The sequence below is a fragment of the Ruegeria sediminis genome, assembly GCF_005938215.1.
GTDB classification, from domain to species: domain Bacteria; phylum Pseudomonadota; class Alphaproteobacteria; order Rhodobacterales; family Rhodobacteraceae; genus Ruegeria; species Ruegeria sediminis.
Genome location: NZ_VCPD01000010.1, coordinates 36,952 through 58,371 on the forward strand (window position 1 = coordinate 36,952; position 21,420 = coordinate 58,371).

19 protein-coding genes are annotated in these 21,420 nt (G+C 64.7%); 17 read left to right on the forward strand and 2 right to left on the reverse strand.

Annotated features, from left to right (window positions below):
- The first annotated feature begins 4 nt into the window (after positions 1 to 4).
- Genes FGK63_RS19485 through FGK63_RS19495 form a run of 3 tightly spaced genes read left to right on the forward strand, consistent with a single transcriptional unit; the run spans position 5 to position 2,764 of the window.
- Positions 5 to 1,927, forward strand: a complete 1,923-nt coding sequence (locus tag FGK63_RS19485) for a nitric oxide reductase activation protein NorD (RefSeq protein WP_138845427.1) — start codon at positions 5 to 7, stop codon at positions 1,925 to 1,927.
- Positions 1,924 to 2,472 (forward strand): cytochrome c oxidase subunit 3, encoded by a 549-nt coding sequence (locus FGK63_RS19490; protein WP_138845429.1) that lies wholly within the window; start codon positions 1,924 to 1,926, stop codon positions 2,470 to 2,472. The genes FGK63_RS19485 and FGK63_RS19490 overlap by 4 nt, the downstream gene beginning before the upstream one ends.
- A gap of 4 nt (positions 2,473 to 2,476) precedes the next feature.
- Positions 2,477 to 2,764: a cytochrome C oxidase subunit IV family protein gene (locus FGK63_RS19495; protein WP_138845431.1), complete on the forward strand. Its 288-nt coding sequence runs from the start codon at positions 2,477 to 2,479 to the stop codon at positions 2,762 to 2,764.
- A 15-nt stretch (positions 2,765 to 2,779) separates the two neighbouring features.
- Here the strand turns inward: FGK63_RS19495 and FGK63_RS19500 are convergent, their stop codons facing one another.
- A complete protein-coding gene (locus FGK63_RS19500) occupies positions 2,780 to 3,343 on the reverse strand; it encodes a DUF4202 domain-containing protein (protein ID WP_138845433.1) in 564 nt (187 codons plus the stop codon).
- Positions 3,340 to 4,044, reverse strand: coding sequence for a Crp/Fnr family transcriptional regulator (locus FGK63_RS19505; protein WP_138845435.1), 705 nt, complete (start codon positions 4,042 to 4,044; stop codon positions 3,340 to 3,342). The genes FGK63_RS19500 and FGK63_RS19505 overlap by 4 nt, the downstream gene beginning before the upstream one ends.
- Before the next feature lie 205 nt (positions 4,045 to 4,249).
- Here FGK63_RS19505 and hemA point away from each other — a divergent pair, with 205 nt between their 5' ends.
- The 14 genes from hemA to FGK63_RS19580 all read left to right on the forward strand — a co-directional run bounded on the left by hemA (position 4,250) and on the right by FGK63_RS19580 (position 21,415).
- Complete coding sequence (hemA, locus tag FGK63_RS19510) at positions 4,250 to 5,473, forward strand: 5-aminolevulinate synthase (protein ID WP_138845438.1); 1,224 nt, start codon at positions 4,250 to 4,252, stop codon at positions 5,471 to 5,473.
- A gap of 290 nt (positions 5,474 to 5,763) precedes the next feature.
- Positions 5,764 to 6,225, forward strand: coding sequence for a DUF2946 family protein (locus tag FGK63_RS19515; protein ID WP_171052716.1), 462 nt, complete (start codon positions 5,764 to 5,766; stop codon positions 6,223 to 6,225).
- 44 nt (positions 6,226 to 6,269) lie between these two features.
- The gene (locus FGK63_RS19520) at positions 6,270 to 8,393 is read left to right on the forward strand and encodes a NosR/NirI family protein (protein WP_138845516.1); all 2,124 of its coding nucleotides are present in this window, start codon (positions 6,270 to 6,272) and stop codon (positions 8,391 to 8,393) included.
- A 14-nt stretch (positions 8,394 to 8,407) separates the two neighbouring features.
- Positions 8,408 to 10,315, forward strand: a complete 1,908-nt coding sequence (gene nosZ / locus FGK63_RS19525; protein WP_138845441.1) for a TAT-dependent nitrous-oxide reductase — start codon at positions 8,408 to 8,410, stop codon at positions 10,313 to 10,315.
- Between the two features lie 3 nt (positions 10,316 to 10,318).
- Positions 10,319 to 11,575 (forward strand): nitrous oxide reductase family maturation protein NosD, encoded by a 1,257-nt coding sequence (locus FGK63_RS19530; protein ID WP_138845443.1) that lies wholly within the window; start codon positions 10,319 to 10,321, stop codon positions 11,573 to 11,575.
- Complete coding sequence (locus tag FGK63_RS19535) at positions 11,565 to 12,458, forward strand: ABC transporter ATP-binding protein (RefSeq protein WP_138845445.1); 894 nt, start codon at positions 11,565 to 11,567, stop codon at positions 12,456 to 12,458. Before FGK63_RS19530 ends, FGK63_RS19535 begins: the two co-directional genes overlap by 11 nt.
- Positions 12,455 to 13,276, forward strand: coding sequence for an ABC transporter permease (locus tag FGK63_RS19540; RefSeq protein ID WP_138845447.1), 822 nt, complete (start codon positions 12,455 to 12,457; stop codon positions 13,274 to 13,276). The genes FGK63_RS19535 and FGK63_RS19540 overlap by 4 nt, the downstream gene beginning before the upstream one ends.
- Positions 13,273 to 13,791: a nitrous oxide reductase accessory protein NosL gene (locus FGK63_RS19545; protein ID WP_138845449.1), complete on the forward strand. Its 519-nt coding sequence runs from the start codon at positions 13,273 to 13,275 to the stop codon at positions 13,789 to 13,791. The genes FGK63_RS19540 and FGK63_RS19545 overlap by 4 nt, the downstream gene beginning before the upstream one ends.
- Positions 13,788 to 14,690: an FAD:protein FMN transferase gene (locus FGK63_RS19550; protein WP_138845451.1), complete on the forward strand. Its 903-nt coding sequence runs from the start codon at positions 13,788 to 13,790 to the stop codon at positions 14,688 to 14,690. Before FGK63_RS19545 ends, FGK63_RS19550 begins: the two co-directional genes overlap by 4 nt.
- A gap of 20 nt (positions 14,691 to 14,710) precedes the next feature.
- Complete coding sequence (locus tag FGK63_RS19555) at positions 14,711 to 15,088, forward strand: c-type cytochrome (protein WP_138845453.1); 378 nt, start codon at positions 14,711 to 14,713, stop codon at positions 15,086 to 15,088.
- 303 nt (positions 15,089 to 15,391) lie between these two features.
- Entirely contained in the window at positions 15,392 to 17,188 is a 1,797-nt protein-coding gene (locus tag FGK63_RS19560) for an adenylate/guanylate cyclase domain-containing protein (RefSeq protein ID WP_138845455.1), read from the forward strand.
- Positions 17,189 to 17,226: 38 nt separating this feature from the next.
- Positions 17,227 to 18,468 carry a phosphatase PAP2 family protein gene (locus FGK63_RS19570; protein WP_171052717.1) on the forward strand — a complete coding sequence of 414 codons (1,242 nt, stop codon included), beginning with the start codon at positions 17,227 to 17,229 and terminating at the stop codon, positions 18,466 to 18,468.
- 12 nt (positions 18,469 to 18,480) lie between these two features.
- Positions 18,481 to 20,664: a S8/S53 family peptidase gene (locus FGK63_RS19575; protein ID WP_138845459.1), complete on the forward strand. Its 2,184-nt coding sequence runs from the start codon at positions 18,481 to 18,483 to the stop codon at positions 20,662 to 20,664.
- A gap of 148 nt (positions 20,665 to 20,812) precedes the next feature.
- On the forward strand, positions 20,813 to 21,415 hold the full coding sequence (locus FGK63_RS19580) for an HD domain-containing protein (protein WP_138845461.1): 603 nt from the start codon (positions 20,813 to 20,815) through the stop codon (positions 21,413 to 21,415).
- The last annotated feature ends 5 nt before the right edge of the window (positions 21,416 to 21,420 follow it).

The window sequence follows — 21,420 nt, forward strand, 5'->3', positions numbered from 1 at the left end:
GCCAATGGTCAGGATCGACTTCGAGCCATGGGAACCCGAAGAAACCATCGGGAAACTGTGGCACAACCTTGCCAGCCGCCTGGATGCGCCCGAGGCGCATGAAGGAGCCGCAGTCGACCTCTCCGAGGTCGGCGGGCGGCTGGCAGTCCTATTCCGGGGCCTCGGGGGCAGTCCGGGCGTCGAGTTGCGCCCCGTCTCGCCCGAGGTCTCCCGCCACCGGCTGAGCTGGCGCCGCCGTCTGGGCACCGAGGCGGAACTGCTGCCGCGGGCCTCCTTCGACGGCGAGGTGCTGCGCCTTCCCGACCGGCTGGCCGTCTACCCCTCCCGCGAAGCCAATGGCGCGCTCTACGTCTGGCTGGCGGCAACGGCGGCCCACGCGGGCACGCGGATCGACGAGGACGACCCCCTCCGCGCCGATCTCCGCGCCCTGACTGCGGCGCAGGTCATGGTCGAGGCGACACTGGAAAACGCCCCCGGCCTGCGCCCGCTCTACATCGAGCTTTGCAAGGGGCTTCTGCATCAGCGCAACCTGCCGAATCTGCCGCCCGCCGAAGCCGCGGTCGAAGAACTGATCCGCCAGATGCTCGGTGACCCGACGCCGCTGACGCCCGAGGCGCGCCGCCTGCAATCCGCCGACAGCGACCCGACCGCGCCGCGCGGCTATCAGCCCTTCCGCCCGGTGCCGCTCTGGCCGGAACTGCGCGCCGTCGCCTTTTCCGAGCATCAGGAGGTGGAAAGCCGCGACACCGACGGTCCGCCCGAGGAATCCGGCGAAAAGACCCACCGCGCCCGCCGCCGCAAGTCGGACCAGGCCGAGCGCAACGACAGTTTCATTCTGCACAAGTTCGAGGCCATCCTCAGCTGGGCCGAGTTCCTGAACCTGAACCGCCGCATCGACGACGACGACCCCGACAACGCCAAGAAGGCGGCCGACGACCAGGACGAGATCGGCCTGGGCCAGATCTCCAAGGCGCCGCCGACCCGGCTCAAGCTGCATCTCGACCTCGCCCCCGAGGACGTGGACCGCGAGCGCCTCTCGGGCCGGGTGCTCTATCCCGAATGGGACGTACGCTCGGGCCAGTATCTGCCCGATCACGTCAACGTCCTGATCTCGGACGCCGAGATCCGCGAGGACGCCGCCGAGTTCGGCAAGGACCCCGCCACGTCCCGCCGCATCCGCGCCGTCAAGCGCCAGTTCGAGGCGCTGCGCCCGGGCCGGGTGATGACCCGCGGTCATCTGGACGGCGACCAGCTGGATGTCGAGGCCGCAGTGCGCGCGCAGGTGGACAGGCTCGCCAACGGCGAAGGCTCCGAGCGGGTCTGGATGCAATCCCGCCCCGAAGCCCGCGACCTGGCGGTGTCGATCCTGCTCGACGTCAGCCGCTCCACCGAAAGCGCCGTCTCGGGCCGCGCCGTGATCGACATCGAACGCGAGGCGCTGGCCGCGCTGGCCTGGGGCCTCAACGCCTGCGGCGACGATTTCGCCATCCACGCCTTCTCGTCGCTCAAGCGCAGCCGCGTCTACGTCCAGCGGTGCAAGGGCTTCGGCGAACCGATGACCTCGACGGTCGAACAGCGCATCGCGTCGCTGCGCCCCGGCTTCTACACCCGCCTCGGCGCCGCCATCCGCCACGCCTCGGCCGATCTGGCCACCCAGTCGCGCAAGCGCCGGCTGCTGCTGGTCATCACCGACGGCAAGCCCAACGACCTCGACCACTACGAGGGCCGCCACGGCATCGAGGACACCTGCATGGCCGTCCGCGAAGCCCGACGCGCCGGGCAGTCGGTCTTTGGCGTGACCATCGACAAGACCGGCAAAAGCTGGTTCCCCCGCATGTTCGGGCAGGGCGGCTTCGCCGTCATTCCCGACCCGGCCCGCCTGACCATGGCGCTGCCGCAGATCTACCGGCAACTGGTGGGCGCATGAGCGACGCATCCCTCATAGACGAGCTTCCGGGCGAGCTGCTGATGTGGGTGCTCATCGTCTCGGAACTGCTGGTGTTCGGGGCCGGCCTCGTCGCCTTCATGGGCGTGCGCCTGACCGATCCCGCGGGCTTTGCCGAGGCGCAGTCCTATCTCTACCGCACCGGCGCGGCGCTCAACACGGCGGTGCTGGTCTCTTCGGGCTTCCTCGCCGCCCAGGCGCTGCAATGGCGCCGCGCGGCCAACCGCCAGGCGGCGCGCCTCGCGCTGGTCGGGGCCGCGGCGCTGGGCGTGGTGTTCCTGATCATCAAGGGTGTGGAATATGCCGGCAAGGCGGCGCAGGGCATCAATTTCGAAACCCACCCCTTCTTCATGTTCTACTACCTGCTGACCGGATTTCACGCCGCCCATGTGGTGGCCGGGGTCGGCATCCTGCTGCTCGTCGCCTGGCGCGACGATCCCCGCAACATCGAGGCCGGGGCGCAGTTCTGGCACATGGTGGATCTGGTCTGGGTGATGCTCTTCCCGGTCGTCTACCTGCTGGGCTGATGCGATGGAACAGGCTTCACCCCTTCCCAAAGACTGCCGCCGCCGGCGTCCCGACCTGCTGACCGGCGCCTGGCTCGCGTTGCTGCTGCTCAGCCTCGCATCGGCGCTGCTGACCATGCTGCCGATCCTGCCCGAACTCGTCGGCGGCGGCATCCTGCTGCTGGCGCTGGCCAAGGCAAGGGTGATCCTCGCCCGCTACCTGGACCTGGCCGACAGTCCCGCCTGGCTGCGCGGATTCACCATCGTCCTGTCGGGTTTCACGATCCTGGTGTTCGTCCTCTACCTGCTCTGACCGGCCCCCGGCGTCTCAGCCCCGGAACGCCGCCGCCAGATCCTCCGGCAGATCGAATTCGTACAGAACCCGCTCGCGCGCCTCGGGCGACATCTTGCGGGCGGTCTTCTCGACGATGCGCTGGATCTTCTCCGCCGAGTGCTTGCCCGCGAAGGGCGCGAAATACCACTTCAGGAACACGAAGCAGATCACGTCCTCCAGCGCCTGCACCTCGGCGTCGCGCTTGATGCCTTCCTTGCGCAGCATCCGGCCCGCCGCCTCGATCTCTTCGGCGCCGTATCCGGCCTTGGCCATCATACCCATCACCACCTCGGCGTGATGCACGCCCTGCGCCTTGCGCCAGGCCAGGTAGCCGGCGCGGCCCTCGGGATACTCGCTGCGCGCCAGCTTCCAGCGTTCCACGTGCTGGCCGCGCGCCGCGATCTGCAGAACCTCGGACGCCTCCGGGAACAACCGGTTCAGCTCCTCGCTCATCCGCTTGCCGTAAAGCTGCGCCTCGGGCATCCCGTCGTCCAGGTTCCGGTCCGCCGCGTTGGCCGCGTCGATGGCGCGCAGCACCGCCTGCATCCGTTCGCTCATGACTTGCTCCAGTTGTCCGCCGGATCGCTTTCGGCATAGTCGCGCAGCGCCTCGATGTCGTCGATCTCGGCGTGGTTCCGCTTGACCGACACCCCCGCCGATTTCAGGCGCGAGAACGCCCGGCTCAGGCTTTCGGGCTTCATCCCCAGGCGCCCGGCGATCAGCATCTTGTCATAGGGCAGCGTCACTTCGCAGCCGCCATCCTCGGCGTCGCACAGGCTCAGCAGGAATTCCGCCACCCGCTGCGCCCCGGTCTGCGCCTTCAGCTGCTCCAGCTGCGCCACCAGCGAATGCAGATGGGTGAAGGTCGAGGCCAGGATCGAGATGCCGATCTCGGGATCCTCCTTCATCAGCGACACGAAGACCTGGCTGGGGATGTGCATGACCTCGCAGGCAGACACCGCCTCGGCCGAGACCGGGTAGGGCATGTTGCGCAGCGCCACCGCCTCGCCAAAGCTCTCGCCGCGGGTAAAGACGCTCACCACGGCCTCCGCCCCGGTCGGCGCCATCCGGTACAGCTTGACCCAGCCGTTGATCACCACGTGGATCGCCTGCGCCTTTTCCTCCTGCAGGAACAGGGTCTCGCCCCGTTCGTACCTGCGCCAGACGGCGTGATTCAACAGCGTGTCCACGTGCTGATCCGGCAATGAGCGGATCAGCAGCGATCCCCGCGCGATCGTCTTTTGTGCTTCATGCGCCACGAAGGCATCCCCTTTTATCCGTACCGGCTCTTTTCGGCCATTCGGTCCATCCCCGGACCAAGCTATTCCAAAGCTTCGCGCGACGCACCTGCCTTTTCGCGGGCCCTGCTGTCAATCCCATGCCCGCCACTTGACCTTAGTCATGTGCGGCCCGCGCCGCAGCACTTAGGTTGTCCCAAAGCCAGTATTTCCGGGAGACCGTGTCATGGACTACGAGCGATTTTTCACCCAGAGCCTCGACGATCTGAGGGACGAGGGTAACTACCGCGTATTCATCGACCTGCAGCGCCGCTGCGGCGCCTTCCCGAACGCGCGCCAGACCGACGGCCAGACCCAGCGCGACGTGCGGATCTGGTGCTCGAACGACTATCTCGGCATGGGCCAGCACCGCTCGGTTCTGGCCGCCATGCATGACGCGCTCGACCGCTGCGGGGCAGGGGCCGGGGGCACCCGCAACATATCCGGCACCACTCACGATCACGTGCTGCTCGAGGCCGAACTGGCCGATCTGCACGGGAAAGAGGCCGCGCTCCTCTTCACTTCGGGATATGTCTCGAACTGGGCCGCCCTCGGCACCCTCGCCGCCAAGATCCCCGGGCTGATCGTGTTCTCGGACGCGCTCAACCACGCCTCGATGATCGAGGGCATCCGCCACTCCCGCGCGCAGAAGGTGATCTGGAAGCACAACGACCTTGCGGATCTCGAGGCGAAACTGGCCGCCGCCGACGCGGACGCGCCCAAGATGATCGCCTTCGAATCGGTCTATTCCATGGATGGCGACATCGCCCCCATCAAGGAGATCTGCGATCTTGCCGACAAGTACGGCGCGATGACCTATCTCGACGAGGTTCACGCCGTCGGCCTCTACGGGCCCCGCGGCGGCGGCATCGCCGAGCGCGAAGGGCTGATGGACCGGCTGACGGTGATCGAAGGCACCCTGGGCAAGGCGTTCGGCGTGGTCGGCGGCTACATCGCCGCCTCGGCCGCGCTCTGCGATTTCGTGCGCAGCTTCGCCAGCGGCTTCATCTTCACCACCGCCCTGCCGCCGGCGATCGCCGCCGGGGCCGCCGCCTCGATCCGGCACCTCAAGGATTCGCAGAAGGAACGCGAGGCGCAGCAGGCGCGCGTGGCGCAGGTCCGCGCCCGGCTCGACGCCGTGGGCATCCCGCACCTGCCCAATCCCAGCCACATCATCCCGGTGATGGTGGGCGACCCGGTCAAGTGCAAGTTCATCTCGGACACGCTGCTCGAAGAGTTCGGCATCTACATCCAGCCGATCAACTACCCCACCGTGCCCAAGGGAACCGAGCGGTTGCGGATCACCCCGTCGCCGGTTCACACCGACGCCGATGTCGACCACCTGGTCGGCGCGCTGTCGGCCCTGTGGAAACGCTGCCAGATCGCCCGGATGCCCGTCGCGGCACAGTAGCCGCGCGCGTCACGCAAGACCCCCTGAGCCCGTTGCGCGAGCCATGCCCGCCGACGGGCTCGTCGGTTTTTCCGGTTCGGATCGTGCGGAATCGGAGTGTCTGTCCGGGCATTTCGACTGCCGCTGCGTAAGTCTCTCACCGCGTGACAAAAAGTCTCAAAATGGGACTTCACGCACGCTTTGATCCGGCGCATAGTGGCGAAAACTTTGTCGCCAACCTGATATAAGTCAAGTTTTGTCGCGCGGCCAAGGTCTAGGACTCACATCAAGTTTCCCGAGTCGGAGTCTCCATGCTGTCCCACCGCCCGCATCCAAAGTCTTTCGCCCGCGCCCACCGCGCGCTGGCGGGGCTTGCGGGTATCCTCCTGTTGCTGCTGCAACTGCTTTCCCCGGCGCTGGCGAGCGCGGACGAGGGCGTGTGGATGGAGATCTGCTCGGAGGCAGGGGCGGTGTATGTCCAGGTCGACCTCCAAGAAGACGCCGGCGACACCGCGCCCTGCCCGGAATGCGCAAGCTGCGTGCTGTGCGCGGTGACCGGTGTAGGACCCGCGCCGGATCTGCCGGAAACGGCCCGTCCGGACCATGTACAATCCGAAATCTTCCCCTCGCGGAATGTGTACAAACCCTACAATCCGGCCCAGTTCTGGCCGGACAACCGCGGCCCCCCCGCCGCGCCCGAAACAGAATCCGAACGCGCCCGGCGCGCGTCCATGGCGACAATCCAAAGATCAGGAGGTGCGCTGTGGTCGTGAAGCGCGCAATCCAAACCCTGCTGGCCCCCCTGCTGTTCTGCCTGATGGCATTGAGTGCGCAGGCCGACACCCTCGCCAGCTTCCTCCCTGAAATCGAGCCCTCTGAACTCGCCCCCGGCGCCGACGCCTTCGGCCCGATCCGCGAGGACGTCAAGGTCGCCCCTGTCCTGAAGGGCGGCGAGACCGTGGCCTGGGCCTTCCTGACATCGGACTTCGTCGGCACCACCGGCTATTCCGGCAAGCCGATCCACGTGGTCGCGGCCATTGACTCCGACGCGGTCCTGACCGGAGTCAAGCTGGTCGATCACTCGGAACCCATCGTTCTGATCGGCATCCCGAACTCGAAAATGGTAGCTTTGACAGAGGGTTACGCAGGTCTTGACCTCAAGCGCGAGGCCGAGACCGGCGGCGAGGGACATGACCTCGACATCATCTCGGGCGCCACCGTGACGATCATGGTGATCGACGACAGCCTGGTGCGCGGCGGCCTCAAGGTGGCCCGCGCGCTGGGGCTGGGCGGCCTGTCGCAGGTTCAGCGCGAGGGGCCGGAGCGCGAGATCGACATGTCGCAGGACGCCACCTACGACTGGGCGACGCTGTCCGGCGACGGATCGATCCGGCGGATGACGCTGGACGTGGGCCAGGTCAACGCGGCCTTCGAAGCCACCGGCGACCAGCGCGCCGCCGCCCGCCCCGAACCGGGCCAGCCCGACGACACCTTCATCGACATGCACCTGGCGCTGGTCTCGGTGCCGTCGATCGGCAAATCCCTGCTGGGCGAAGCGGAGTACAACAACCTGACCAAATGGCTGGAAGAGGGCGAACAGGCCATCCTGGTATTGGGCCGCGGCGCCTATAGTTACAAGGGTTCGGGCTATGTCCGAGGCGGCATCTTCGACCGCATCCAGCTGATCCAGGGCGACCGGTCGGTGCGGTTCTTCGACCGCCAGCAGCGGCGCATCGGCAAGGTCGCCGCGGCCGGCGCGCCGACCTTCACCGAACTGGACATCTTCAAGGTCCCCGCCGACGCCGAATTCGACCCGGCAGCGCCCTTCCGCCTGCAACTGCTGGTGCAGCGGGCCGTGGGCGCCGTGGAAAAATCCTTCCTCACCTTCGACCTCGGCTACCGGCTGCCCGAGCAGTACCTGCTGCCCGTCGCCGCCCCGGCGGTGGTCGACGACGCCGGCGGCGAGGCCGCCGCGAAGGCCGCCCTGTGGCAGCGGATCTGGCGCGACCGGAAGGTCGAGATCGCGGTCCTCGGCACGATGCTGCTGGTGCTGACCGGAACCTTCTTCTTCCAGTTCCAGGCGACGGCCAATGCGCGTGTCTTCTACTGGTTCCGCATCGGCTATCTGACGGCCACGCTGTTCTTCATCGGCTGGTACGCCAACGCGCAGCTTTCGGTGGTCAACCTGATGGCGCTGGCGGGGTCGCTGCGCTCGGGCTTCACCTGGGACGCCTTCCTGCTCGATCCGCTGGTCTTCATCCAGTGGTTCGCGGTGGCTGCGGCGCTGATCTTCTGGGGCCGCGGCGCCTATTGCGGCTGGCTCTGCCCGTTCGGCGCGCTGCAGGAACTGACCAACAAGATCGCGCGCGCCCTGAAAGTCCCGCAATGGACGCTGCCCTGGGGGCTGAACGAACGCCTCTGGCCGCTGAAGTACATGATTTTCCTTGGTCTTTTCGGCCTGTCCATCGTCTCGATCCCGCTGGCCGAGAAATTCGCCGAGGTCGAGCCGTTCAAGACCGCGATCATCCTCAAGTTCGTGCGGGAATGGCCCTTCGTGGTCTTCGCCGTGGGCCTGCTGGTGATCGGTCTGTTCATCGAGCGGTTTTACTGCCGCTACCTCTGCCCGCTGGGCGCGGCGCTGGCGATTCCCGCACGGGTCCGCATGTTCGACTGGCTGCGGCGCTACAAGGATTGCGGCAACCCGTGCCAGACCTGCGCCAACGAATGCCCGGTCCAAGCGATCCACCCCTCCGGAGAGATCAACCCCAATGAATGCGTCACCTGCCTGCACTGTCAGGTGCTGTATCAGTCCGAGAGCAAATGCCCCGTCGTCATCCGCCAGCTGAAACGGCGGGCCAAGACCGGGTCAGTCAACCTCAAGACCCCTCTCGGACAACCACCGGCGAACCATCCGAACGCCAAACCGCAAACCGTTTCCTGAAAGGAGGAACGACCATGTCGGACCACGAAAACAAACTGAACGTCACCCGCCGCGGCCTGCTGGGCGCGACAGCGACCGGCGCGGTACTCGCCGGGACCGGTCTGGGCTCGACCCTGATGACGGCCCGCCAGGCCAGCGCCGCCGCAAAGGTCAACCTGGAACCGGGCGAACTGGACGAGTACTACGGCTTCTGGTCCTCGGGCCAGACCGGCGAGTTGCGCATCATGGGCTTCCCGTCCATGCGCGAGCTGATGCGGGTGCCGGTGTTCAACCGCTGCTCGGCCACCGGCTGGGGCCAGACCAACGAGTCGCTGAAGATCCTGACCGAGGGCCTGACCGAAGAAACCAAGGCCTTCCTCGCCAAGCAGGGCAAGAAGACCTACGACAACGGCGACCTGCACCACCCGCACATGTCTTTCACGGACGGCACCTATGACGGTCGCTACCTGTTCATGAACGACAAGGCCAACACCCGCGTCGCCCGTGTGCGCTGCGACGTGATGAAGTGCGACAAGATCATCGAGATCCCGAACGCGCACGACATCCACGGCATGCGGCCGCAGAAATACCCGCGCACCGGCTATGTCTTCGCCAATGGCGAGCATGAGGGGCCGCTGGTCAATGACGGTACTATTCTCGACAAGCCCGAAGAATACGTGAACATCTTCACCGCAATCGACGGCGACACGATGGAGATCGCCTGGCAGGTGATCGTGTCGGGCAACCTCGACAACACCGACTGCGACTATCAGGGCAACTATGCCTTCTCGACCTCGTACAACTCGGAAATGGGCATGAACCTGGCCGAGATGACCGAGAACGAGCTGGACCACGTCGTCATCTTCAACCTCAAGGAAATCGAGGCGGGCATCGAAGCCGGCGACTACCAGGAGCTGAACGGCGTCAAGGTGATCGACGGGCGCAAGGGACAGAACAAGAAGTATACCCGGTACGTCCCGATCCCGAACTCGCCGCACGGCATCAACACGGCGCCCGACGGCAAGCACGTCTGCATCAACGGCAAGCTGTCGCCCACCGTGTCGATCATGGACGTGACCAAGCTCGACGCCCTGTTCGAAAGCGACGCGGATCCGCGGTCGTGCATCGTGGGCGAACCGCAGCTGGGTCTCGGCCCGCTTCACACCGCCTATGACGGCCAGGGCAACGCGTTCACCACGCTGTTCCTGGACAGCCAGGTCGTGAAGTGGAACATCGAGAAGGCGATCAAGGCCTATGCCGGCGAGGATGTGGATCCGATCATCTCCAAGGTCGACGTCCATTATCAGCCCGGCCACAACTCGACCTCGATGGGCGAAACCAAGGAGGCCGACGGCAAGTGGCTGATCTCGATGAACAAGTTCTCGAAAGACCGGTTCATCAATACCGGACCGCTCAAGCCCGAGAACGAGCAGCTGATCGACATCTCGACCGACGAGATGAAGGTGGTGCACGACGGGCCGACCTTTGCCGAGCCGCATGACTCGATCATCGTGCGCCGCGACATCGTCAACCCGGTCAACGTCTGGGATCGCAACGACCCGACCTGGGAAGATGCCCGCAAGCAGGCCGAGGCCGATGGCGTCGATCTGGACTGGGGTCATGAAGAGGTGATCCGCGACGGCAACAAGGTGCGGGTCTACATGTCCTCGGTGGCGCCGGAATTCTCGATGGAGAAGTTCACGGTCAAGCAAGGCGACGAAGTCACGCTCTATGTGACCAACATGGATGACGTTGACGACGTGACCCACGGGATCACGATCTCGAACTACGGCATCGCGATGGAGATCGGGCCGCAGGCCACCGCCTCGGTGACCTTCACCGCTGACCGTCCGGGCGTGCACTGGTACTATTGCCAGTGGTTCTGCCACGCGCTCCACATGGAGATGCGCGGCCGGATGTTCGTGGAACCGCAGGGAGCATAACCCATGCGCTGGCCCCTGCTCTTGACGCTCCTGCTCGGCACGCCCGTCTGGGCGGCGGATTGGGACGTGCCCAACCGGGCAGGGGCCATTGCCGAAACACTGGCGCAGGCGGAAGAGGGCGACACCCTCCGCCTGTCGCCCGGTATCTACACCGAAACCCTGGTTCTGGACCGTCCAGTCACAATCGACGGGCAGGGACATGCCACGATCGACGGACAGGGCGCAGGCAGCGTCATCACCGTCATCGGCCCGGGCGTCACCGTGCGCGGGCTGACGGTAATCGGATCGGGTTCGGACCATGAAGAGATCGACAGCGGCATCAAACTGACCAAGACCGCGCGAGCGCCGCAGATCATCGACAACGTCCTGATCGGCAATCTTTATGGCGTGGACATCCACGGCGCCCGGAACAGCCTGGTGAAAGGCAACCGGATCGAAGGCCGCCAGGATCACCGCATGAACGCGCGCGGCAACGGCGTCTATGTCTGGAACGCCCCCGGCGCGGTGGTCGACGGCAACGACATCCAGTTTGGTCGCGACGGGATCTTCGTGAACTCTTCGAAGAAGAACGTGTTCAAGAACAACCTGTTCCGCGATCTGCGCTTTGCCGTTCACTACATGTATGCCGACAATTCCGAGGTCTCGGGCAATGTCTCGATCGGCAACGATCTGGGTTATGCGGTGATGTTCACCAAGCGGGTGAAGGTCACCGACAACGTCTCGATCGACGACCGCGAACACGGCGTCATGCTGAACTATGCCAACCACAGCGTGATCTCGGGCAACGTGGTGAAGGGCGCAAAGGAAAAATGCACCTTCCTCTACAATGCCAACAAGAACGAATTCACCGGCAACTGGTTCGAGGGATGCGGCATCGGCATCCATTTCACCGCCGGCTCCGAGGGCAACCGCATCGTCGGCAATGCCTTCATCGGCAACCGGACGCAGGTAAAATACGTCTCGACCAAGTGGGTCGAATGGTCCGAGGATGGCCGCGGCAATCACTGGTCCGATTTCGCCGCCTATGACGTGGACGGCAACGGCATCGCCGACGCTCCCTATCGCCCCAACGACAGCATGGACCACGTGCTGTGGACCCAACCCGCAGCCAAACTTTTGCTCGGCTCCCCCGCCGTGCAACTGGTGCGCTGGTCGCAATCGGCCTTTCCGGCGCTGCTGCCGGGCGGCGTGATCGACAGCAATCCACTGATGCAAGCCCCCAAACCCCCAGCAATGCAAAAGGTGCCTCATGACGGATAAGGCCCTGACCATCCGACACGTCTGCAAGGACCGTGGCAAGACCCGCGTCCTCAGCGATATCGACCTGACCCTTGCCCCCGGCGAGCGCGTGGCGCTTCTGGGCCACAACGGCGCGGGCAAGTCGACCCTCATCAAATCCATCCTCGGGCTGATCCCAGTCGAAAGCGGGACGATCCGCGTGGGCGACGCCGTTCCCGGCAGCGCCTCGGCCCGGCGCGACACCGCCTATCTGCCCGAAGCCGTTTCGTTCCATCCGGCCCTGACCGGGCGCGAGCAGTTGACCCTGTTCGCGCGCCTCTCCGGCGAAAGGGCCGACGTGCCCGCCCTGCTTGACCGGGTGGGCCTGAGCGATGCGCTCGACCGCCGCATCGGCACTTATTCCAAAGGTATGCGGCAGCGCCTCGGCCTGGCGCAGGTTCTGCTGGGCCGGCCCAAGGTCGCGCTGCTGGACGAACCGACCAGCGGGTTGGACCCGATCTCGAGGCAGGATCTCTACGCCATCATCGACGAACTGGCGGGGCAGGGGACGGCGGTTCTGATCGCCAGCCATGCGCTGACCGAGGTCGAGGCCCGCACCGACCGAATCGCCATCCTGCGCAAGGGGGTGAAGGTGGCCGACGACACGCTGGCCAACCTGTCGGAACTGGCCGGCCTGCCGATCAAGCTGCGGGTGCGCGCCAGCGAAAACGCTGACGCTCTGGCCGCCGAGCTGGGCGGCAGCCGCGTCAACGGCGCTTCGGTCGAACTGCTCTGCTCGCCTGCCGACAAGATGGAGGCGCTGCGCCGCATCGCCGCCATGGGCGAGGCGGTGGCCGACGTCGAAATGGCGCCGCCGAAACTTGAGGATCTCTACCGCCACTATGCACGGGAGGCGCTGCAATGACCCGTTTCTTCGCCATTACCCGCGCCGAAATGCTGATCCTGCGCCGCAACCGCTGGCTACTGGTGGCGACGCTCATCATGGTGCTGTTCGCCCTGGCGCTGACTTTTGCCGGCAGCGCACCCACCGGCACCCTGGGCGTGGACATGCTGACCGTGTCGGTCGCTTCGATGACCACGCTGTCGGTCTATCTTGCGCCGCTGCTGGCGCTGATGATCTCTTTCGACGCCATCGCCGGTGACGTGGACAGGGGCAGCCTTGCGCTGCTGCTGTCCTATCCGGCGGGGCGCGGGGAAATCCTGCTGGGCAAGTTCACCGCCCATCTTGCCGCTCTCGCCTTCGCCATGACGGTGGGCTTCGGCACTGCGGGAGCGGTCGCCGCCTGGTTCGGCGGCGCGGGCCCCGAAAGCCTGACGGCGCTGGCGCGTCTCATCCTCACTTCCATCCTGCTGGGCGCCGTCTTTCTGGCGCTGGGATACCTGCTGTCCGCCCTGGCACGGGGCGCCACCGCGGCGGCAGGTCTGTCGGCCGGGCTCTGGCTCGTCTTTGTCGTTCTCTATGACCTGGGGCTTTTGGGGGCTGTGGTCATGGATCAGAGCGGCACCTTCACCCGATCCGTCTTTCCTTGGGTGATGGTGGCCAACCCGGCCGACGCATTCCGCTTGTGGAACATCGCCGCGACCGAAGGCGTCGCGATGGCGTCGGGCATGACCGGCGCGGCGCAGGCCCTGCCGGCCTGGGCAGCCCCCGCCTCGCTGTTGATCTGGCCGGTGCTGGGTTTCGTCCTCGCCCGCGCCGCATTCCGGAGGGTCGAACCATGAAACGCTTCGCCCTGATCGCGCTGGTGGCGCTGGCCGCCTGCAAGGAGGAACAGGCCGCGGCGCCGCCGCCGCCTGTCGACCTGACCGAAGCCGCGCTCAGCTATTTCTGCCAGATGAACGTTGCCGAACATGGCGGACCCAAGGGGCAGATCCACCTCGAAGGTCATCCCGCCCCGTTGTTCTTCGCCCAGGTGCGGGACATGCTGGCCTATCTCGCAAGCCCCGAACGCGACGCCGAGATCACCGCCATCTATGTCAGCGACATGGGCGCGGCCGCCAGTTGGCAGACGCCGGGGATCTCGAACTGGGTTCTCGCCGACGGAGCGGTCTTTGTGGTCGGCGCGAATGTTGCCGGCGGCATGGGCGCGCCCGAAGTGGTGCCCTTCGCAGATCCCGAAGCGGCGCAGAGTTTCGTCACCCGATACGGCGGCGCGGTGCTGCCGCTGTCCGACATCCCCGACACCGAGGTTCTGGGCCCCGTCGATCTGGACCTCGCATTGGAGACTCCGGCATGACTCAGCTTTCGCGCCGCCGCTTTCTGACCATCTCTGCCGCCTGCGCGGCGCTGCCCACGGGAGCCCTTGCGGCACCCGTTGCCCGGTGGCGCGGTACCGCAATGGGGGCAGGGGCAAGCCTGCGCCTTGAAGGACTGAACGAGGCGCAGGCCGCTCCCATCATCGCCGCGGTCGAGGCGGAACTGGAACGGCTGGAGCTGATCTTCAGCCTCTATCGCCCCGCCTCGCAACTCAGCAGGCTGAACCGAGATGGGCGCCTGAACGATCCCGCGCCGGAACTGCTGGACGTGCTGAGCCTGTGTGCGTCGTTGCACGCCGCGACGGGCGGCGCCTTCGACCCCAGCGTGCAGCCGCTCTGGCTGGCGCTGGCAAGGGGCGACACCGCGGACGAGGTCGCACGCGCCAAGGCGGCAGTAGGCTGGCACGGTGTCCGGGTCGTGACGGGCGCGGTCGTCCTGTCACAGCCCGGCCTGTCGGGCCTGACCCTCAACGGCATCGCGCAAGGGGCGGTGACGGACCGGATTTCCGGGCTGCTCAGGTCGCACGGCCTGACCGATGTTCTGGTCGACATGGGCGAGATCGCGGCGCTCGGCGGACATGCCGACGGCAGCGACTGGCGTGTCGGGCTGGCGGGTCCCGACGGGACCATGCGTCAGAGGATCACACTGCGCGACAGGGCCGTTGCAACCTCGGCGCCGGCGGCTACAGTGCTGGCCGAAGCGCAGGGACACATTCTCGACCCGCGCGGCGGCAACGCATTGCACCGGGCGGTGTCGGTTTCCGCCCCAAGTGCGGCTGTCGCGGACGGATTGTCGACTGCGCTATGTCTGGTACCAAAGAACCGGATCGGTTCTGTTCTGAGTCGGTTCCCGCGGTCCAAACTGGAAATGCTGATTTAAAATACGGAAAGGAAGAAAACATGATCAAGCGCACGCTGATCCTTACCTCGCTGGCAACGGCGCTGGCCCTGCCTGCATTTGCCGAAGGCGATCCCGAAGCCGGCGAGAAGGTGTTCAAGAAGTGCAAGGCCTGCCACGCGGTCGGCGAGGACGCCAAGAACAAGGTCGGCCCCGCGCTGAACGGCATCGTGGGCGCAACCGCGGGTCAGGTCGAAGGGTTCAAGTACTCGGACGCCATGATCGAAGCCGGTGCAGGCGGGCTGATCTGGGACGAAGAGACCCTCTCGGCCTACCTGGCAAAGCCCAAGGACGTGGTGCCGGGCACCAAGATGTCCTTTGCCGGCCTCAAGAAGGAAGAAGACCAGGCCGACGTGATCGCCTATCTCAAAGGCTTCTAAGCCAACGGGAACCCGGCCGGTACTGGCCGGGTTCCCCGCCACCCGGTCCTTTGCGCCCGGGATGATTGCGGCGGTATATTCGGGAACATGCTCGCAATTGCCGCCGTTTTCCAAACATCGTTGCCGGCATCTCCTCCCAAGGCGGACGTGGCTTGCGGACACGCGCAGGCTCGCGCATGGCGGGTGAAATCGCGCTGCGATGCACGATCTTTTTCTATACATCAACAGAATGCAAAATTTGCCCGTACTTGTGTATAGTGGGGAAACGATTGAACTGTTTTCAGTGATTTTGAAGGGCCGTAGATGGGGGGCACGACTGCGACCACGGCTGCTGAGGAATTGGGAGGCCAGGCCCTGCAGCGCTCATCCAAGACCGTGGTTTTCGCGGATGTCGTGGATTCTGTCCGCCTGATCGAAAGTGACGAAGAAGGCACGGTGCGCCGCTGGCTCGGCTTCGTGGATTCGGTCGAAGAGGAAATCAGCCACGGAAAAACCGGCCGTATCGTCAAGCGCCTGGGCGATGGCGTGATGCTGGAATTCGGAGACCCGTCCGAGGCGGTGCAGACGGCACTGAAAATGCGGGAAGACCTCGCCATCATGAACCAGGGCGAACCCGAGGCGCAGGGAATCGCCATTCGCATCGGCATGCACGCCGGAGAAGTATTGCGCAGCCTTGACTCGGATCTTTACGGGCGGGACGTCAATATCGCCGCCCGTCTCGCGGCTGCGACCATGCCGGGCGAGATCATGGCTTCGGCCAGCGTCCGCGACTCGCTGGCCAACAGCGTCGATGCCGAGTTCGAGGATGTCGGACCGGTCTTCCTCAAGAACGTTCCGGATCCCGTCCATACGTTTCGCGTCGTCGCGCCGCACGAGTTCCCCCGTGTCGCACCGCTTCTGTCGCCCGAGGATCTGCTGCCGACGATCGCGGTCCTGCCGCTGGTGATGCGCCAGGCGGATGTCGTTTCGGTCTGGGGCGACATGCTGACCGAGGATCTGATCGCGGCGCTGTCGCGGTCGCACCAGATGAACGTGATTTCCCGCCTCTCCACGATGGGGATATCGGTCGAGAAATTCTCTTTGCCGCAGATATCCGAGACGCTGGAGGCCGATTTCCTTTTGTCCGGCTATTGCGCGATCGGGGAGCGTCATCACACGCTCGACCTCAGCCTGTCCGACGCGCGGACCGGCCGCGTGATCTGGTCGGACCGCATCGACGTCGAGGCGTCGGCCCTTTTGCAGAAGAACTCGATTTTCTCGGAAGTGGCGAGTCAGATTCATCTCGCGATGCTCGATCTGGAAATGAAGCGCGCAATGAGCCATCCAGTGCCGACACTGGACAGCTACGAGATCCTGATGGCCGCCGTCGCGCTGATGCACCGGCTGTCCCCGACCGATTTCGCCCGGGCCGGAGAACTGTTGGACGCGCTGATTGAACGCATTCCGAACACGCCGGTCCCGCTGTCGTGGAAATCGCGCTGGCATGTTCTGAAGGTCGTACAGGGCTGGTCATCGGATCCGAAGCAGGAGGCGACGCTGGCGCTGAACCACACGCATCGCGCGCTGGATCTGGACCCCACCAACAGCGGCGCGTTGATTGCCGAGGGTTTCGTTCAGACCAACCTGATGCACAACCTGGACGAGGCCGAAGAACTTTACGACAGCGCCCTCGAATACACGCCCAACGAGGCGACAGGGCGTGCGCTGCGCGGCACACTCTATGCGTTCCGCGGCGAGGGCGCGCGTGCCGTCCGCGACACCGAGAGGTCGCTGCATCTTGCGCCCCGGGATCCGCACCGGTTCTTTTTCCAGTGCCTTGCAGGCAGCGCCAGTCTTGCCGCCGAGGATTATCCGCGCGCGCTTGAATTGATCAAAAGCTCGTTGCGGCTCAACCGCCTGCACATGTCGTCGCTAAGGATGCTGGCCGTGACCGAGTGGCGATTGGGCATGCACGACAAGGCCCGGGGCACTGCGGCCAAGATCCTGAGATTGAACCCCGATTTTACCGTCAGCAAATGGAAGCGGAACGCACCCAGCGCGGATTTCCCTGTTGGCCAGGCCTTTGCGGACACTTTGCGAGAGATTGGAGTGCCGGACTGAAACCTATTTGACCTGAGGATTGAAAGGGAGGAATTGACATGGCAGACGCGGCGAACCTGGGACCCGAGGGTGCATTCGGAGCCTTCGGAGCATTTGGTGCTTTCACCGGAAGCGGGGCGTTCGGAGCCTTTGGCGCATTCGGAGCCTTTGGTGCTTTCGGCGCTCCGGGCCCTGCCAATCCGCCCTTGATCTCGCAGGCGTTGATCACGAACCATGACGGGATTGCCGGCACCTGGATACCGGTCGCGGCTGGTGCGGTGGACGCGAATGCCGAAGAGGACACCGCCTATCTCGAGCGTCTGTCGCCGGCGGTACGGGCCAGCATCTACGCCCTGGAACTGGGCACCCATATCGGCTTTGTCTTCGAGCCGGGTGCGGATGCGGATGATCAGGGATGGGGCCGCGTGTTTCACCTTGAAACGACGCTTGCCAATCCGGTGCCCAACGCCAAGTACCAGGGGCTGATCGCGATGCGCCGGCCGACACAGGACATCTTTGCCGAACAGTTGACGCTTGTGGCGAACTACGCCGACCTGCGCCAGGACCGCATGGCCGAGATTCTGGCCCAGCTTGGCACGCCGACCGAGTTCCTGCGCGCCATCGCCTATATCGAACCTTCGCGGACGCCCTATACGATCGAGCTTTTGGCCACGGCGCATTGGTTGGCGAATTTCGTTGAGATGCGGCTGAAATACGCTCTGGGCTGCAAGCGGCCGATCGAGTATTCCCCGCAGATTCAGCCGATGATCTGGACGCCCTCGCACGGGACCTTGCCCAGCGGGCACGCCACCGAGGCGTTCACCATGGCGCGCGTGTTGTGGCTGCTGCTGCGGGCCAATGCCGTCAAGCCGTATTCCAAGGGCATCTGGGGCGAGATGCTGATGCGGCAAGCGGCGCGGATCGCTATCAACCGAACCGTGGCCGGAGTGCATTTCCCGGTGGACAGCGCAGCGGGTGCCGTGCTGGGCCTGACGCTGGGCCGTTATTTCGTGGACCGCTGTACCCACGCGGCGCCTTCCGAGAGCTGGGAATTCGACGGAATCGCCTATCCGGGCGATCAGGATTTCGACTGGCGCAGCTACTTCCATCCCAACGATCCGGCCGGAGGAACTCATCCCGAACAGGAACAAACGGCCTGGGCGACGAAAGACGACATCGGCGACGCCGACGCGAACCAGATGATGTCGGCACCGCTGAACTGGCTTTGGGGCAAGGCCGCCGATGAGTGGAAGGATCTGGTGACAGTCGTTCCCGCCATCGCCGAAGACGACGAGTCGTGAGGGGGGCGGGCAATGACATATGACTGGACCGAACTGGACCCGGAGAAACTGCCCCGCGATCCCCGGACGGATTTCGTCCTCAATGAGCTGGAACGGTTTATCGCTGCCGATCTTGGGCTGGGCGACGAGGATCCCGACAGCGACCACGATGTGGATCTGCTGGCCCGGCGCAGCACGGCTTTTGACAAACAGTGGTGGATGGCCGTGGTGTCCGTTGCCAGGTCCGGCGACAAAATCAGCAGTCTGACCATCAATGAACTCATCAAGAAAGCGGAGGAATACCAACCTGTTCCGCTTTCCGATTTTCTGTTTGTTCCGCGCGAATATGACGAAGGCCAAAGAACCAGCACAAATCTGGACGTGATCACCATCTATGCTCAGAGGGCTTATCTCGATGCGGTGAACGCGCCGGATGGCGAAGAGAAACTGGGAATAAGGTCGATTCTGATCAGTACCCCGCTGGAAGACGAAACCTTGAATCCAGGGGCTGAACCTTTCGCGCCGCCCGATCTGGAGGTTGACGTCAACCAGCAGACGGTCGTGGTCGCTGTCATCGATCACGGAATTGCCATCGCGCACGATCTTTTTCGCAGAAGAAACGGGGCGGGTGAGCTTGAACTGAGTCGTATCGATTTTTTCTGGGACATGGACGGCGCACCGGAGCCGGCCGCAGATGTTCAAAGCAGCGTCGGGCGTGTCTGGACCCGGCGCGAAATCCAGAACGTTCTGGATCACAATATCCACAACGGGTTGTTGGACGAGGCCGCGGTCTATCGCGAGTTGGGGTTGATCGACTGGCGGTTTAGCCGGTTCAAGGCTTGCGCGCAGCGGGTGTCGCACGGAACGCATGTAATGGGCCTTGCCGCCGGATACCCGCCAGATGAAGACACCGGGGAGGACAGGCGCATCATTGCCGTGCAGTTGCCGACCAGGCTGGTCGGCAACACCTCGGGGAATGGCCTGAAGTTGCCGCTTGAGCAGGCGTTGCGGTTCATCGCGGCGCGATTGTCGAAATACAAGATTGGTCGCGCCTCTCACCTGCCGCCCCTCGTGATGAACTTCAGCTTCGGCAACTTCATGGGGCCGCATGACGGCACCGGCGAGATCGAACGCGCCATTGACAAGGAATTGACCGACATGTCGGCCGCAACGCATCGTGCAAGGCTGCTGCTCCTGCCGTCAGGTAACGGCAACCTTTCGCAGTGCCATGCGGTGATCAACCTGACGGGGGCGGCCCCGAGGGAACGGCTTGACTGGAATCTTCAGCCCGCCGACCGCAGCGCGTCTTTTCTCGACGTCTGGTTGCCGGTCCTGAACCCGGTTCCGAACAATGCGATGCGGCTCAAACTGAAAGGTCCCGGTTCGGTCGGGTCGATCACGCTTCCCGCAGGAATGGTACCTCAGCATGCGGTGCTGATCGATACGGATGAAAACGGAAACCCTTTCGTTGTTGCAGCCTTGGCTTATCGCCCACCGAGTGCACCGACCTTTCGCGGCAAGTTCACGGTGATGACAGTTCCCACGGATCACCCGATGAACGTCGGGCCCGTGGCGCCTTCCGGCAAATGGAAGCTGACCTTCAAGAAAGGTGCTGCGGTCGAGGACCTGGCCCTGAACGTCTGGGTGCAGCGGGACGACACGTTGCCGGGTTTTCCCGAGTTCGGGAGGCAGTCCTACCTTTCCGACGCCAGATATCGCCGCTTTGGCCGCCCCGGCGGTGACGTGGTTGCCGAGGATCCGCCCGGCCACGACAGCCCTGTCTGCCGCGCCGGCATGATCAACGGCATCGCCTGCGGGAACCTGCCGGCGGTGGTCGCGGGTTTCGTGCGGTCGGATGGCGAAATGGCGGATTATTCCGCCGGTGGTCCGACCCTGAACGGCCTGCGCCTGGCTGGGCCTGACGCCTCGGCTGTCAGCGATGACAGCGTCGCCCTTTCCGGCGTCCTCAGCGCGGGTTCCAGCAGCGGTTCGCGTGTGCCGATGAACGGGACTAGTGTCGCAACCCCGCAGGTGGCGCGCTGGGCCGCGGATCAGATCGCCGCCTCGCCCACGACCCCGTTCGGGCGCGCGAAGGTGGTTGCGGCGGCGCTGAACGACGATCCCCCGTCGCCGCGCAAGCCCAGCATTCTTCGGACAGGCGGCGGGCGCTTGAGTATCGAGAGCGTCTTTGGACAGTTGCGCTGGCCAGGGCAATAGAGTCCAGTTCAACGCGCCTGTACCGGCACGGCGAAATGCGCGGAACCATGCCTTCGGACAATCGATCTGACGCGGTTGCCGAAATTCGATTTGCGCGCTCGCAAAGCGCGATTAATCTCGCATTGCAACAGATATTGTAGGAAGCGCCATGCTGGACAAAAGCCACAAACCGACCTGGACCAGTTTCGAAAACGCCACCAAGGAGGATTTCCTGGCGGTCATGGACTATGAGGAGGCTTACAACGCCGCCCTGCCGGACCGGATCCTCGATGCCATCCGGTCGCTGGACGAGGAATGGACGCCCTATCCGGTCAACCGGTACCAGCATAGCCTGCAGGCGGCGACGCGCGCCTACGAGGATGGAGCGGACGAGGAAATCGTGATCGCGGCGCTGGTGCATGACGTGGGCGACATCCTTTCGCCCTACAATCACGGCGAACTCGCGGCGGCGATGATGAAACCCTATGTGAGCGAAAGGACCCACTGGATCCTCAAGCATCATTGCGTGTTCCAGGGCTATTACTACAACCACTTCCTGGGCGGCGACCGCAATGCCCGCGAAAAGTATCGCGACAGCCCCTATTGGGAGGATTGCCGCCGGTTCTGCCACGACTATGACCAGTGTTCGTTCGACCCGGACTATCCGACAAGGCCGCTTGAATTCTTCGAGCCGATGCTGCGGCGATTGCTGTCCAAAGGCGACGGGCACATGGAGCTGAACGAAACCGCAGATGACGGCAAGCTGGACTGATTGGG